Raw genomic sequence first — 15,385 nt, forward strand, 5'->3', positions numbered from 1 at the left:
TATTGGCAAACATATCAATGATGACGCTGTTAAGGCAAAATTAAAGTATGATTTTTTGGGAGGTAAAATACAAACAGCTTTTGCTAAAGAGCCGAGTAGTTACATAAATACTTGTGCAGTTCGGGTAAGCTATACACTTAATAAAGCAGGGTTTTCCATAGAAAAATCACTTCTTGATAACGCAAAACACAATGAAGAGCATAAAGTTACTTTACAAAGCCAAAAAGAAGCTATACAAAAATATAATAGAATAGATAAAAACGGCTACTACTATATAACTAGTTCTATTGATATGGAAACATTTTTATGGATTAAATGGGGAGTTCCAGAATTGTTTAAGAAAAATATGAAAAACAAAGACGATAATATAAAATTTCTAAAAAAATTAAATGGATACAATCCCAAAAAACAAGGAATTATTACAATGAGAATTGCATTTGCCGATGCAAAAGGGCACACTACTTTATGGGATAAACAACATTTTGCAGATGATACAAATTTTTTAGACGAATACACAATTAAAAATGGTATAAGACAATTTAATCCATTAGTAACAGAAGCACATTTTTGGGAGCTATAAAATGCACAAATATATAATAATATTATTTATTTGTGCTATAAGCGTAAGTCAATCACACGATACTAGCATATTGCAATACAAACTATTTTTAACGCAAAAAGAATATGACACAACATTGCAAAATATGAAAAGAAAAGGTTTATTTCATTGTTTAAGCACTTTTAGAAGTGATGACAAAAATTTTGAAGATGCAGTTTTAGCTAAACAATACACATCTATTAGTAAGGTAATTTATCAGGCATTGTATAAACAATATCCGCAACTAACAAATACAAAAAATGGCTGGAATGCAGATAAAATAAGCAGTGTAGCGTTTGAATATATCAAAAGATTTGTAGAAGTAAATATACCGCTTATGATATATTATCAAACATATAAACCATATAATAAATTTTTAACTTCCATACAAACACAAAATAATATGGAATATCTTGATAGCTTTTTCAAGCAGCCAAACACAGAAAAAGCAACTTATTTTATTCCTTGTATGCAAATGTATGATTCCAAAGAATATCAAGATTATTTGATAAGAGTGATAAATTTTATTGTGTGTAAAAATTGCGATAAACACAAAAATAAAACAATATCAAATCAAACAACAATGATAAACAAAATTACTAATATAACAAAAATGCAAGGATTTGCACGATGTTTAGTGCATTATCAGCCCAACAATACAAAGCACAATTTTAACGATGGATACGATAAAATGCCAAGTGATATACAACAAGGATATTTTTTACTTGCTAATTTTTTATCCATTTATCATCACAAATATGATAAAGATAACATAGGCAATGAAGTGGATTTTTATATTAAACAAACTATGTCAAACATATTGACATACAACAAGACAATGTTTTATGTTATTGACTGCATAGAAATATACGAATCAAAAGAATACAACGCCGAAATTGAGCGAATCATCAAAAAATACTGCAAAGAATGCAAGTAAGGAATCTAAATGCCAACGCTAAATCCCCCGCTAGAATCTGACTCTATGGAATGCGCTCATAAAGGCAAAGTAGTGCTTCAATCAACCACAAAAGACACAATGTGTGTGCAAGATTCTAATGGTAATGACGCAGGAATGATAAGCCTAAGCGATTTAGCAAATGCTACCATTGTGGGCTGCACCAATAATATTGCAGGTGTGCCTAGCCATTGCACGAAATTAGTAAATATCCCAAATTCGATTTGCTCCATATTGCTAGAAATTGACAATCAAAAAATAGTCCTAGCCCAAGCCATCTCTCAAGTCATCACAGACAAAGGCTCACCGCTAATCCTACAAGGCGAACCAAAAGCAAAGGATATATTTGAGCTAGATGAGGATATAGCAGATTTTGATAACGCGCAGAATGGTAATGAAAACGCGGAATCTATAAGTAAATCTTGCCTAAAATCTAGTGAGGATTTAGACACAAAATCAAATGAGATTTTCACACCATTGCCACAAAGATACGCAAGCAATGATGATATGGCAATTTATGAGAATTTTATAAGCAACACAAAAAGACATACAACAAAAAAATATCCATTAGCACATAGCCCATTAGCAAACTTAATAGGACGGGCGGAATCTCAAAACAAATACACTATGTGCAATCACAAACAAATCAACTCTAAAGGAAAAGAATATTATGGTGCAAAAGATTTGAAAGAACTCACAATGCTACCATTAAGCACGATAATACAAAAACAACAAACAAAAGAAATATTTGCAGCTGGTAGATTTCAAGTTACTGATAATACTTTATTGGGTGCAAAAAATGCCTTAAATCTTAATGAAAATGATTTATTTAATGAGGAAATGCAAGATAGAATCTTTGAGGAATATTTGATTGACAAGAAACGACCCGATGTTATAAAATATCTTAAAGGAAATGGCAATATAGATAAAGCAGCTTATGCGTTAGCTATGGAATTTGCTTCAATAGGCGTAAAATATGGCTGGGAATTGGATAGTTATCCAAAAGGCAATAAACGCATTTCTAATGGCAAGCAATCTTTTTATGAAAATAAAGGAGGCAACAAAATGATAATTAGCTATGAAAGCATTATTCAAGCACTTAAAGAAACAAAAGAGCAAATGGGAGGATATTGATATGACAAAAGCAATTATTCGTTCATTTTTGGTGTTGTTGGTTATTTTTGCGGGTGTAGCGTATGGGGATTCAAAGGATTCAAAAGATTTGGGCGAATCTACCCAAAAATCCACGCAAGATTTACAAGAATGCAACTTCACAAGAGAATCTGCTCTCTATAATAAGTGGGCAAAAGATTGGAAAGGTAGGGAAGATGATGTATATTTTTACAAAGAAACACCTTACACGATAATGTATATGCTTGGAGAATGCGACATAAAGGGCTTGAGACTAATGCTTGATGAGCTTGGGAAGCGGGGATTTATCTCTATGCAGGCAAGTGGCGGAATGATTTTTTTGATTGTCGCTATTGAATCTGCAAAGGTAGAATCTGTAAAATTTCTGCTAGAAAATAAACTCACATATAAGGACAATGTAGCGCAGTATGAGGGTTTTATGATAGATGAAGTGTATTATGATGAAAATTATATTAAGCGGACGCCATTGCAATTTGCCACACAAAAGCTAAATGAAGCAAAATTTATCGATGATTCTAACGCTGTGCGAAATTATGAGAAAATTATTGAGATTTTAGAAAAATATAAAAGCGGGCGATGATTTGCAAAAATCATTTTTAAGTAAGGAATAAACAATGAAAAAACTAATAGCATTTATGATTTTAGCGTGTGGCGTGGTGTTTGGTGTGGAGGAAACCTACAAATCACTAGATGGCACGATAGAGATAAAAATTGATATATATCCGCTACCCATAAAATTAGAAATAATCCACAATGGCACTCCATTGCTTAAAGATAAAGTCGTAGAGTTTGGCGGAGCTTATAAATGTGAGCTGTGCTATAAAACGCGAATCTTTATCTATAATCCTGCTAATAAAAAAGCTCGGTGTGAAGTGTGGAGCTGGATAGACGAACCTATTGACAATGAGTTAGGCTGGTATGAGAAAGATGAGCCAAAAGTCAAGCGTATAACACTTCAAGTGCGGGAAGACAGATGCAAAATAATGTTTAACGACTTAAAAGACATTACAAAAGATGAGCAAGGAAATTATAGAAAATTTTTTATAACAGATAAGGAGCAAGACAAATGAATCTCTCACAACTATCACAAAAAATCATCGTCAAAAAGCCATCGATTTTGCAGGGCTTTGGGCTTAGCTTTGGGCTTGGTATGACATATTTTAGTTTGCTTGTGATTATCCCGCTAGTCGCGCTTTTTGCGTTTAGCTTTAAATTAGAGTGGGCAAAATTTGTAGAAATCATCAGCGATTCACAAGTGCTAAGTGCATTAAAATTCTCGCTCTCCACCGCACTCATCGCCGCGCTTATCAATCTCATTTTGGGATTTGTCGTGGCGTGGAGCTTGGCGCGATATGACTTTTTTGGCAAACGACTTTTAGAAGCCCTAATCGACTTGCCTTTCGCGCTCCCCACCGCCGTAGCGGGAATCGCAATCGCTTTTTTACTCTCAAGCAATGGTATCGTAGGCAAGGCATTTTTGGCAATCGGCGTGGATTTGGAGGGGCGCAGTTTTGTAGCCGTTGTCGTGGCGTTAGTGTTTGTGGGGATTCCCTTTGTGATTCGCACACTTGAACCTGTCATCAAAGATTTAGACAAAGAGAGTTTAGAAGCTGCAGGGAGCTTGGGAGCGAACTTTTATCAAAGTTTTTATTTTGTGATTTTGCCCTCTCTTATCCCCTCCGCGCTGATAGGATTTGCCCTAGCCTTTGCGCGGGGACTTGGCGAGTATGGCTCAGTGATTTTTGTCTCAAACAATATCCCATTTGAAAGTGAAATACTGCCACTTTTAATCGTAAAAAAGTTAGATTCGTTTGATTATTTGGGTGGAAGCGCGGTAGGTGTGCTAATGATAAGCGTGGCATTTGTGATTTTGCTTGCTATCAATCTTTTGGGGCAATGGAGGAAGCGCGTATGAATGGCAAAAATATGGCGCAAAAAAACGCGCAAATGATAAAAAACACAGAGCCAAAGGCGTTGCGCTACATTGGCATTGGCATTAGCTTTGCGTTTTTGGGCATTATGGTGGCGTTGCCTTTAATCATCGTCTTTGTGGAGGCATTTAGTGAGGGCGTGGGCGTGTATGTGGAGGCGTTGAGTGATGAATACACGATAAAAGCACTGCTTTTGACGCTTACTTGCGTTGTCATTGTCGTGCCGATAAATGCGATATTTGGGACTTTTATCGCTTATGCAATCGCAAAGTTTGAGTTTCGTGGCAAGTTTATACTCTCAAGTCTAATTGAGATTCCCTTTGCTGTTTCACCCGTCATCGTGGGGCTTTGCTTTGTGCTTTTGTTTGGCAATAGCGGATTTTTTGGCGAGATTTTAAACGCGTGGGATATAAAAATCATTTTTGCCATCCCCGCGATAATCCTAGCAAGCGCGTTTGTAACATTCCCCTTTGTCGCAAAAGAACTCATCGCACTAATGCAAGAGCAGGGCAAAGAGGAAGAGGAAGCCGCCATAAGTTTGGGGGCAAACGGGTGGCAGAGCTTTTTTAAGGTAACTTTGCCAAATATCAAATGGGGGCTTTTCTATGGTATCGTGCTGACAAATGCGCGGGTTATCGGCGAGTTTGGCGCGGTGGCTGTGGTAAAGCGGGAAAATCATCGGGCTTACTACCACGATGCCTTTATACATTGAGATTCTCTACAATGACTATCTCTACACGGCGGCGTTTGCGGTGGTAAGTGTGCTAACGCTACTTTCAATCATCGCGCTTATTTTGAAATGTATCATTGAGAAATATGAGAGAGCGTAAAAACGCGGAATCTAGTGGCATAAATCAGCGCAAGATTTTTTAAGATTGGCGCGAATCGAAAATGCACGAAATTTTTGCTAAAATCACATTTTAGTTTTCTAAAAGGACAAAAATGCAAAATAAGCCAAACAAAAAGCACTCTGTCTTGCTTGATTTGTATAATCATTGCGAAGCACAAAATGATTTTGTATTTCACAATGATTTAGTTAAAGATTACGCTAAAAAGCATAAATTTGGCAATCCATTTGACGCGACAAAGTTAGATTCTAGTGAGAAACTCCCGCGCTTTTTCATAGAAAATGACATTTGCCTTTTGCATTTGGGAAGCGGGAATCATAAATTTATCAAAGGCATAGACAAACTCTACCACACATTTGAGCCGATACAAGAGACTATCAAATGGAAATATAAAAAAAGTTTGCTAAATGAATACAACGATAGCGAAAGCAATATTTTAAGCGTGGCAAATAATCAGCGCATTTTGCACGATTTTTTGTTTGGTGCGGATTTGGAATTTGAAAATTTAGACATAAGCAAACGCCCCAAAACCTACTTCCCGCACCGCACAAAAGCCACGCTAAAATACACTTTTGAAAACGAAACAATACTCGCCCAAAATCAACAAATAGAAATCGATTTAACACTAGAATATAATAGCGTTATCGGCGTTTTTGAAGCAAAAAATGGCGAGCCAAAAGATTTTAATATTTATCAAATTTATCACCCATTTTTGTATTATCACAACTCAAATTTGCCGATAAAAAATATCGTTTGTTGCTACTTGGTGCGAAATGAAAATAGCTTAAAACTTTGGGCTTATACTTTTGAAAATCCGTTGCAACTTGATTCTATCAAATTTCTAAAATCAAAAGAATACATTTTGACAAGGGGCTAAAATGGAATGGAATAAAATCTACAATGACGATACGGTTAAAATCCTAAAATCCCTGCCAAATGATTGCTTGGATATGATTTGGGGGGATCCTGATTATAATGTCGGCATTGATTATAATGGAAGCAAATATACGCAAAAATGGGAGGATTATATCGCGTGGTATGCGGAGTTAGCGCAGGAATCTCTGCGAGTGCTAAAGCCTAGTGGCAATGCGTTTTTTATGAACTATCCCAAGCAAAATGCGTATTTGCGTGTGAAATGCCTTGATAGTTTAGCTTATGATGTGAGCGAATATGTGTGGGTGTATAACACAAATGTCGGGCATAGCAAACGGCGTCTCACTACCGCACACAGAAGCATTCTCCACGCTACAAAATCTAAAGACAACCATTTTTACAAAGACAATATCGCCCTGCCTTATCAAAACCCCACCGACAAACGCATAAAAGCGCGTATGGAGCGCGGAGAAAAGGGGCGAATGCCGTATTCGTGGTTTTATTTTGATTTAGTCAAAAATGTGAGTAAGGATAAAACCTTTCATTCTTGCCAAATCCCTGCGCCATTAGTAGAAATGTTTATCAAATCTTGCACGAACGAGGGAGATTGCGTGTTTGTGCTATTTGGTGGGAGTGGAGGGGAAATTTTATTATGTGAAAATCTCAAACGCAAATGGCTAAGCTGTGAGCTACATAAGCCCTATTTTGATATGATAAACGACAGACTAAAATCAAATGGTGTGATTAAAAATGAATTTAGATTGCCAAATTTTACACGCAAAAACTATGAAAATAGCGCAAATAAAGAGCCAAATAAAGAACAAAGTTTATTTGAAACCGCCTTATAAGATTCGCACGATTTGCGCGAATCGAAATCAAAATAATGGAGGGCAAAAAATGCAAAAATTACTTAGATTCATCGTTTTGCTAATTGCGTGTAGCGTATTTGCAAATGCAAAAAATGCAAATACATATTATTTTAGCAATAATAAGCTAAAACCGCAATGTGTGGATATTTTTATTTCGCTTGTCAAAGAGAGTAGCTTTGATTTTGCGATGTGGGCGAGTGGGTATAATAAAAGCGTGGAAGCCTTTAAAGATAGCGTGGCGTTTATGTTTGATAGCGTTGATGAGGGACATATTTTGGCAAAGCTATTTGTAGATAGCGATTCAAAAGAGTTTCAAGGCACAGGCACGATAGGCTGGGTAGAATATGATTTTGGCACAAAAACGCTTATTGATACTATGGAAGAAGTAGAGTTGCAATCCCTGCGCAATCTAGCCGATAAGTTACAATCGTGCGTGAAAAAATAATGGAGTTTAAAAAATGAAAAAGTTAAGCAAAATATTAGGATTAGCAATTATGGCAATTTTTAGCGCACAAGTGGCGTTCGCCGAGCCAAAGATTTTCACAGAAAAAGAAATACAAATACTCTCTAATATGAGTGAACAAGAAATCCTGCGCTACGAAGAATCGCGCTTTATAGATTTACTCAAAGATTGTAATAAATTTAACGAGGGCTATCGTGGCGATAAGACGGATTATCAAGTGCTCTTTGATGCCGTGATTGCGCACGATTATAAAAAAACACAAAAGCTACTTCGCTCTAAACTTGCGCCCAAATATGCTAAAGCATTCTGCCAACCTATGTCGTGCAAACAATGTGCCTTTTATGATGGAATCTTTAGTGGCTTTTTTGGGCAGGCTTACACACCACTAGGCATTGCGATTTTTTATAACGACATAAAAATGGCAGAGCTACTTATTGAAAATAAAAAAGCGCAAGGACAAAATGCACAAGAGATTTTTAATAACGATATTGTGATTAAAGCGGTGGAATTTGGCTATGAAGCGATGTTTAGGTTTCTTTTGTCTCAGGGAATGAGTCCAAACACGCTGGATAAAGAGTTTTCCCCACTGTGGCGTGTGGCATATTTGGGGCGCAGAGATTTGGTTATGATTTTGCTAGAAAATGGCGCAGAGATTGACTTTGTGGATTTTTATAATAACGACACCGCGCTTAGTATCGCTATTAGTAAGAGACATTATGACATTGCAGAGTTGCTGATAAAGCAAGGCGCAAATGTCAATGGCGTCCTAAATGGGGATAGAAAAAGTAATCCACCGCTTTTTGAAGCGGTAAAAAATGGCGATAAAAATATGGCTACATTTTTGCTAAAAAATGGTGCAAATATCAATGCTGCAAATGATTCTAGGAAGAGTGTGCTAATGCAAAGCTGGGATGTTGAGATAAATGAGTGGCTCATAAAGCAAGGTGCAAATGTGAATCTAAAAGATAATGAGGGCAATACTGCGCTTATAAGAGCGGTGATAGATAATTGTGAGGATTTATCATATCATTATTATGGGGAAGAGGGCGTAGAGAATGTAGGGCGATATGATATTGCAAGATTGTTTATCAAAAAAGGCGCAAATCCAAACGCGCAAAATAACAAGGGGCAAAGCGCGATTGCAATCGCCAGAAAATGCAAAGATAGCAAAATGCTACAAATCCTAAATGGCAAAAATCTTAAATATGAATTTCGCTAAAATCACGCTTTAAAAAATAATGCAGATTCAAAAGGACATAAAATAAAAAAGTTAAGTTTGGCAATTTTAATTGTCGTGGCGCTGTGGCGTTGGGTGTGGGTATAAACGCGAAAATTCTAAGCATAAACCAAAGCGATTCGCATTCGCTAGACTCCGCGCTCAAAGGCAATGCAATCGATTCGCTACTTGTCTAAAAAAGCGATAGAGTGCTAAAAGTGTTGGCAAAAGATTCTACAAATGGCGAAATCTATGTCGCCAAAACCTACCATATCGCGCTAGGTGGCAATCCGCAAGGGCACAAAGCGCAAGAGGGCGATAGCAAGACGCCTGAGGGAGAATATCTCATCGATAGCAAAAATCCCAAATCGCGCTTTTTTCTCAACTTAGGCATTTCTTACCCAAATCGCGCGGATTTGGCAGAAGCAAAGGCGCGTGGCGTGAGTGCTGGTGGGGATATAAAGATTCACGGATTGCGTAATGGGCTTGGATTTTTGGGGAAGTTAAGCTATGTGGCGGGTGATTGGACAGATGGCTGTATCGCGGTGCTAAATGATGAAATCAAAGAATTGTATGAGAGTGTCAAAGTCGGCACAAAGATTATGATTGTGCCATAAATCTAGCGTGAATTTGCAATTTAGATTCGCGTGGAGTTGGTGTGAATCTAAAAGGGTGTGCGAATCTAAATGCACAAATTTTTCGCTAAAATTGTGTCTTTAAAATTTAAATTTTAAACGGAGCGTGAGGAATGCGAAATGTAAGCAAAATATTAGGATTAGCAGTGGTGGCGATTGTATGTAGTGCGTGTTATGACGAAGCAGCAACACATAGCAAAACAACAACGCAAAGCGAAATAACAACGCAAAAAAGCAAAGAATCGTTACAATCTTTATGCGAATCCACCAACGACATAGCCGCTTGCTTTGAGCTAAAAAAGAGAGAGTTGAGTGAGATAAATGAGCCATTGCCTGTCGTTTTGCAGGATTTTATGGAGGATTTTTGGGATATGTGTGATAGATTTAGCTCCATTGTCCCACAATCTTGCGATGAGCGCGACAAAACAGCACAGCGATATATCCGCGCAGTGCTAGCATTGCCAAAAGAGAAAAAAGGCTCTTATTATGTGCAAGAGCTTAATTCACTCTCTCGCCTAACAGGTTCTTCTTTAAATCCGAAAATCTTGCAAATGGCTTCATCAGCGCGAGATGAGATTATCGCCGAATATGAAAAAGATTGCAACGCAAATGACGCTCAAAGCTGTGCTAGGCTGACTTCTTCTTACTATGGCTTGTTGTTGAGTTGGGATATTGACTATATAGAAGTTGTGCGCTCTTATGATGGAGAGGTTCATAAAATCTATGCGCCCAGATTTCAAGCCGTAGCACAAAAGGCTTGTGAGCTAGGAGACGCTCGCAGCTGTATGAATGGAGCAGCCTTTTATTATTTTTATAAACCAAAGCAAGATTATGCGGTGGCAAGGGGATTTGGCAAAGAACTGCATTTAATGCTTAAAAATGCCAAAATTCAAGGCAAACTTGACATAAAAGACGCGAATTATCTAGCCACTTTAGCGCGGATAGAAGCCAATCTTGATGACAAAAATGACAAAGAGGAGCGAAAGCAAACTATGCTTGATTATTTTAAGGCTGGTTGTGATGATTTGCAAAGTGGCGTGGTGTGCGACAAATTTGCCAAAGCCTATGATGATAATGAGGAATCGTATTATGTGAGTTATAATATGCCTGAGCTTATCAACCAAAAACAAGCCCTGCATTATTATGACAAGGCGTGTGCTTTGGGCGTGGGCTGTGTGCATTTGGCACAAATATATCTTTGGGGAGGCTATGTGGGCGGTAAAGATGTAAGGCGGGATTTAGCCAAAGCAAAGCACTACTTTACTAAGGATTGCGAAAACTCGTGCCGTTATGAATCTGGGATAGATAAGTGCGCAAGTGTGGGTTGTCGCATAAAACAAATGAGCTTAAAAGAACTTGAAAATTTAGATGAGAGTATTTTTAACTAAAATTTATCAATATGGAATTTTTAATATTATGTTTTATTATTTTTGTTGTCGCTGGGGCTTGGACGCTTTACACACAAGGGCGAAGCGCAAAGATTTTGCTTGGCATTTTTTGGGGCATTTGGCTTTGCATTTTTGACAACGCGCTATTTGAGGTATTTTTACTTGCACCACTCAATGAGATACGATTAAAAGAGTTTTTTGCTTTATCATTTGCGATAATACTTTGTATCGTGGGTTTGGCAAGTCTTATTTTGCATAAAAGATTCCCAAATTTTTGGCTTTTTTATCCTTATGTGTGCTTTTTTGTCGGCATTGTGGCGTCTAATATTTGGGATTTGTTTAATGAAGCACCGCGCAACAAAGGCACTTATGTTGATGATGATGAAATCTATCTCTGGCGCACACTAGCGGGGCTTTTTGTGGTATTAAGTTTGGCTGGACTTTACACACTTTTTAAGCGCAAAAAACTCATCTGCACACTTATTTTTGTGGTGATTTGTGTGCTATGGGCGTGGAATTTTGTGCATTTTATCGCTTAAATTTCGCGCTATTGTAAGTCGCCTTAAACGAAACACAACGCAAAATCCACAAAACAATAATCCAAAATCGCCACAAATCTAGCCAAAACAAAAAATATAAATTTGCTATAATTCGCGTGAATCGAAATCAAAATAATGGAGTTTAAAAAATGCAAAATGCAAGCAAAATAGTAAAAATCATAGCGTTTGTAGCCTTTGTATATGGGGGACAGCTCTTTGGTGATGATAGATTTGAATATGGTTTTAGATTTGATACTTGGTCTGCAGGTAGGTGGACAGATGAGTTAAAGAAAAGCACGCCCATTAAAAACAACACCAAAGGCAAATTACAAGAGACAAAATGCAAAAGCAAAGAGGATTTAGATGAAGGTTTCACTTGCTTTGATGGCGAAATAGAAGTTAGCGGTATGTTAGTGCGCAATGACGATGATGGGAGGATTGATAAACCATTGTATTTTATCTTAGATAAGAACTTTCACTTACCTGCTAAGTGGGTTGGCGAGCCCGTTTCAGCTAGTGTGGTTTTGCTGAATGCTGATAATGCGCTTTTGCCACAGCCATTGCAAAAGCGCATTTTAGGTGGTGTAGGTATAAGGGCAAAAATCAAAATAAAGGATTATAAATATTTGCATAAATATAGCTATATGAACAATGATTTATATGTAAAAGCTACGCTTATAGAGGCTACACCCTTTGAAAATGCAGAATATATACACTCTTCTTATGTGCTACACCCTAATGAATTTGAGGGTTGTGTGGGTAGCCTTGAATGCGACAGTTGCGTTTATGTCGGTAAATGGGCTTTTTATAAAAGTGGTGGTCAAAATAATCTGCTTGTAATGCACTACAACTCCAAAGATAGCTTTGTGAATCTGCGCGAGAAGCCAAATGGCAAGATTATCACCAAAATATATGCCAAAGATATGCGCTGTGGTAAAGAAAAAGGCAGGATTTATATTGTAGATGAAGACATTGAATCACAAGACCAGCTTATGGAGGGTAAAAATAAATGGGTAAAGGTGTTTTATCTGCCTACAATAGAAATAATAATAAATCAAAATCAGCAATATATCGATGTTAGCAAGGCAATTTTTGGCTATATCCACAGCTCACAGCTAAAAGTGTCGTGCAAATAAATTGGCTATAATTCGCGCGTGAATCCAAAACACGAATCTAAATCAAAAAATGGAGTGATAAAAAATGAAAAAGTTAAGTTTAGCAATTTTAGTGGTGGGGCTTTTAGCGCAAGTGGCGTTTGGGTATGATAAAGATTCAGCGTTGCCAAATAATTCGTATTATATCCCATATCAAAGCACAGAGACTCATTTTAAACACTCGCTAGAAAATCCAGCAAACCAAAGCTTTTGGCATAGATTTTTGATTGACTGCCCTAAAGATTCAAGCCAAGCGGAGTGCAAAAGACGCTTTGAGTCGGCAAAAAATCTCTTTTCGCCATTTGATAAATCATCTTGCAGCCGTGGCAGGCGTAAGGGAGATTCTTGCTGTTATTTTGCGCCATATACACAAGCTGGATATATAGTTAGACATTGCTTTTATCGTGCAAATAAGCCATTGCATATAAAGGGCAAAGTAACTTTATGGAGCGACCCATTCTCTAGCTATTATGGCTTTTTAGAATTTGAGCCTTATGATAAAAATTTAGATTTTTTAGCCAAAAAGAGAGTGGGATTTTTTGTGATGAATGATAGTGAGGGCTTTTTAAAATATACAAAATTTATCTATGATAATCTGCCAAAATGGTATCATCAAGGTTTAAGTGGTAGCATTAGCTTTGAGATAGAATTTGACTTTAATGTCGATGGTCGCATAAAAGGCACACGCACAGTAGGCGATATGATTGGCGATGTGAGCGAAGACCGCACTTCTATCGTGGATACAAAGGGTTTAGCTATGATAAGGTTGCAAAAATATTATGGTGGAGCTGATAATATTTTTTATGTCAATAATTTTACAATCAATAAAAAAATCAATGAAAATCCCTTTAATCCGCGATATTACGAGCAATATAGCATAAAACTCAAAACAAAAGATAGCTTTGTAAATCTACGCGATTCGCCAAATGGCAAGGTGTTAGCAAAAATCTATAAAAAGGATAAGTTTATTTTGGCGCATAATCATTGGCAATACACTTGCAATGGCGATGAAAGCGTCAAGATAAATGAGATAGAAGTAGAAAAGTGGAGTTGGCTAATTGATATGAATCTCTCAAAGATAATTGATTGGAAGCAAAAAGATTGGGCTACTAATGAAAGCGAAAAACTTTTAGCCAAACTCAAAAATCTTAAAAACCCCGATAAATGGGTGCGTGTGGTGTATTTCCCACCTAATGCAAAAAGCGCAAATGACGCGATTGTGGGCTATATACACAAATCACAGCTTGATGTGGCGGATTATGAGGCAGAGTGTGAGATATGATAAAATTTATAATGGAGCGATAAAAAGTGAAAAAATTAAGTTTGATATTTTTGGCAAGTATGTTGTGGGCGGATTTTGTGCCATTTGGCGAACAATGCACCTTTCAAAATGACACATTTTGGATAAAAATCATTGAGCTTTGTGGTGAGGGCGATATATCCTGCGATAAAGTCGCATATATCGGGCTAAATAAGCAAAGTGGCGAATTTATCACACTTAAAGGCAAGGCGATAACGGCTTTCAAATATGCTGGATATGAGTTTGTAAATCAAGGCTACACTTACCATATAACGCACGATGAGTCGCTAGTGATTTACAAAGGCGATAAACTTATACAAACAATGAAATTGCAGAGTTGCGAATAAAAGGAATGTAAAAATGAAAAAGTTAAGTTTAGTATTTTTAGTGGCGTTTGTGTCGATTGCGTTTGTAGCGTGTGGGGATTCAAAGGATTCACAAGATTCACAAGATTCACACGAATCACAAATGATAAATACTAACGATTCACAGAGCGAATCTAACGAATCTAGCGCAGATTCAAGTGCAAATTTAGACAAATCCGCACAAAAAGATTCGCACATAGATTTCATTGTAGATTGCGATAAGTGCGTGATTCGAATAATTGCTACTAATTATGAAATAGATAGATTTAAAAAAGAATGGGGAGAAGATGATTTTTATGTAATTGCAGATGACGCACATTGGTATGCTAATATGCTAGACGAATATCTTGAGGCAAACGGCATAGAAACCAAGTATATTTCACGAAATAGGGTGAATTACACAAATCTTATTTTTCCAAATGAAAGCATAGATATTGCAAGACTTGATTCGCTCTATGAATTTTATCTATACCAAAAAGGCAAAAAGCCCAAAGAGCTACAAGATACTGTGATGTTTGAAGATGAAATCAACGCATATTTTGGCATCACAAATCCAAAATATCCACAACAAGAATCTAGCGCAGATTCAGGCGATTCTAGCGCAAATCAAACGCCAAATTCTCTATGGCAAGGCAGATATACTTTGTCGCGTGAAGGATATATCGGGTGGATTGATATAATGCGTTGCGAGGGCGATTCGTGTGCCTTTGCTTATGAATCTAGCGCAGGGCAAAGCGTATGCAATATTAGTGGCAAAATCCGCCTTATAGATTCCGCTAATGCGCGAACAACGAGCATTATTAGCGATGGCGAGGATTTTAGTAGGTGTGAAGTGCAAATCACTAAAAATCCGCAAGGTATCACTCCAACGCGAGATAGGGCGATATTTGATTTTGATTGCTATGCAATGTGTGGGGATAACGCAGAATTTGAATGGGGCGATATTTATAAAAAGGATAAACAATGAAAAAGTTAAGTTTGGTAATTTTGGTGGCGTTTGTATCGATTGCATTTGTTGCGCGTGGGGATTCAAAGGATTTACAAGCTGAATCTAGCGTAGATTCACACGAATCACAAATATTAGATTCACAAGATTTGT

19 protein-coding genes are annotated in these 15,385 nt (G+C 37.2%); all 19 read left to right on the forward strand.

The window, feature by feature from the left end:
* On the forward strand, positions 1–580 hold a 580-nt coding region (locus ACWIUO_RS12670), incomplete at its 5' end, for a T6SS effector amidase Tae4 family protein (protein ID WP_454178253.1).
* Between the two features lies 1 nt (position 581).
* On the forward strand, positions 582–1,535 hold the full coding sequence (locus ACWIUO_RS12675) for a hypothetical protein (RefSeq protein ID WP_454178254.1): 954 nt from the start codon (positions 582–584) through the stop codon (positions 1,533–1,535).
* A 9-nt stretch (positions 1,536–1,544) separates the two neighbouring features.
* Entirely contained in the window at positions 1,545–2,687 is a 1,143-nt protein-coding gene (locus ACWIUO_RS12680; RefSeq protein WP_454178255.1) for a hypothetical protein, read from the forward strand.
* A 1-nt stretch (position 2,688) separates the two neighbouring features.
* Positions 2,689–3,285, forward strand: coding sequence for a hypothetical protein (locus tag ACWIUO_RS12685; protein WP_454178256.1), 597 nt, complete (start codon positions 2,689–2,691; stop codon positions 3,283–3,285).
* Between the two features lie 34 nt (positions 3,286–3,319).
* Complete coding sequence (locus tag ACWIUO_RS12690) at positions 3,320–3,775, forward strand: hypothetical protein (protein WP_454178257.1); 456 nt, start codon at positions 3,320–3,322, stop codon at positions 3,773–3,775.
* Positions 3,772–4,620, forward strand: coding sequence for a sulfate ABC transporter permease subunit CysT (gene cysT, locus ACWIUO_RS12695; RefSeq protein WP_454178258.1), 849 nt, complete (start codon positions 3,772–3,774; stop codon positions 4,618–4,620). Before ACWIUO_RS12690 ends, cysT begins: the two co-directional genes overlap by 4 nt.
* Positions 4,617–5,348 carry a sulfate ABC transporter permease gene (locus tag ACWIUO_RS12700; RefSeq protein ID WP_454178259.1) on the forward strand — a complete coding sequence of 244 codons (732 nt, stop codon included), beginning with the start codon at positions 4,617–4,619 and terminating at the stop codon, positions 5,346–5,348. The genes cysT and ACWIUO_RS12700 overlap by 4 nt, the downstream gene beginning before the upstream one ends.
* Positions 5,332–5,466 carry a hypothetical protein gene (locus ACWIUO_RS12705; protein ID WP_454178260.1) on the forward strand — a complete coding sequence of 45 codons (135 nt, stop codon included), beginning with the start codon at positions 5,332–5,334 and terminating at the stop codon, positions 5,464–5,466. The genes ACWIUO_RS12700 and ACWIUO_RS12705 overlap by 17 nt, the downstream gene beginning before the upstream one ends.
* Positions 5,467–5,578: 112 nt before the next feature.
* A complete protein-coding gene (locus ACWIUO_RS12710; RefSeq protein ID WP_454178261.1) occupies positions 5,579–6,361 on the forward strand; it encodes a type II restriction enzyme in 783 nt (260 codons plus the stop codon).
* 1 nt (position 6,362) lies between these two features.
* A complete protein-coding gene (locus tag ACWIUO_RS12715) occupies positions 6,363–7,205 on the forward strand; it encodes a DNA-methyltransferase (RefSeq protein ID WP_454178262.1) in 843 nt (280 codons plus the stop codon).
* Between the two features lie 49 nt (positions 7,206–7,254).
* Positions 7,255–7,671: a hypothetical protein gene (locus ACWIUO_RS12720; RefSeq protein ID WP_454178263.1), complete on the forward strand. Its 417-nt coding sequence runs from the start codon at positions 7,255–7,257 to the stop codon at positions 7,669–7,671.
* A gap of 13 nt (positions 7,672–7,684) precedes the next feature.
* Positions 7,685–8,908 carry an ankyrin repeat domain-containing protein gene (locus ACWIUO_RS12725; protein ID WP_454178264.1) on the forward strand — a complete coding sequence of 408 codons (1,224 nt, stop codon included), beginning with the start codon at positions 7,685–7,687 and terminating at the stop codon, positions 8,906–8,908.
* A gap of 206 nt (positions 8,909–9,114) precedes the next feature.
* A complete protein-coding gene (locus tag ACWIUO_RS12730; RefSeq protein WP_454178265.1) occupies positions 9,115–9,522 on the forward strand; it encodes a L,D-transpeptidase family protein in 408 nt (135 codons plus the stop codon).
* A 131-nt stretch (positions 9,523–9,653) separates the two neighbouring features.
* Positions 9,654–10,928, forward strand: coding sequence for a hypothetical protein (locus ACWIUO_RS12735; RefSeq protein ID WP_454178266.1), 1,275 nt, complete (start codon positions 9,654–9,656; stop codon positions 10,926–10,928).
* A gap of 95 nt (positions 10,929–11,023) precedes the next feature.
* Positions 11,024–11,467, forward strand: a complete 444-nt coding sequence (locus ACWIUO_RS12740) for a hypothetical protein (protein ID WP_454178267.1) — start codon at positions 11,024–11,026, stop codon at positions 11,465–11,467.
* Between the two features lie 149 nt (positions 11,468–11,616).
* A complete protein-coding gene (locus ACWIUO_RS12745) occupies positions 11,617–12,603 on the forward strand; it encodes a hypothetical protein (RefSeq protein ID WP_454178268.1) in 987 nt (328 codons plus the stop codon).
* A 64-nt stretch (positions 12,604–12,667) separates the two neighbouring features.
* Complete coding sequence (locus tag ACWIUO_RS12750) at positions 12,668–13,903, forward strand: hypothetical protein (protein WP_454178269.1); 1,236 nt, start codon at positions 12,668–12,670, stop codon at positions 13,901–13,903.
* A 26-nt stretch (positions 13,904–13,929) separates the two neighbouring features.
* On the forward strand, positions 13,930–14,268 hold the full coding sequence (locus ACWIUO_RS12755) for a hypothetical protein (protein WP_454178270.1): 339 nt from the start codon (positions 13,930–13,932) through the stop codon (positions 14,266–14,268).
* Between the two features lie 13 nt (positions 14,269–14,281).
* Positions 14,282–15,253, forward strand: a complete 972-nt coding sequence (locus ACWIUO_RS12760; protein WP_454178271.1) for a hypothetical protein — start codon at positions 14,282–14,284, stop codon at positions 15,251–15,253.
* The last annotated feature ends 132 nt before the right edge of the window (positions 15,254–15,385 follow it).

The organism is Helicobacter sp. T3_23-1056 (genome assembly GCF_053654535.1).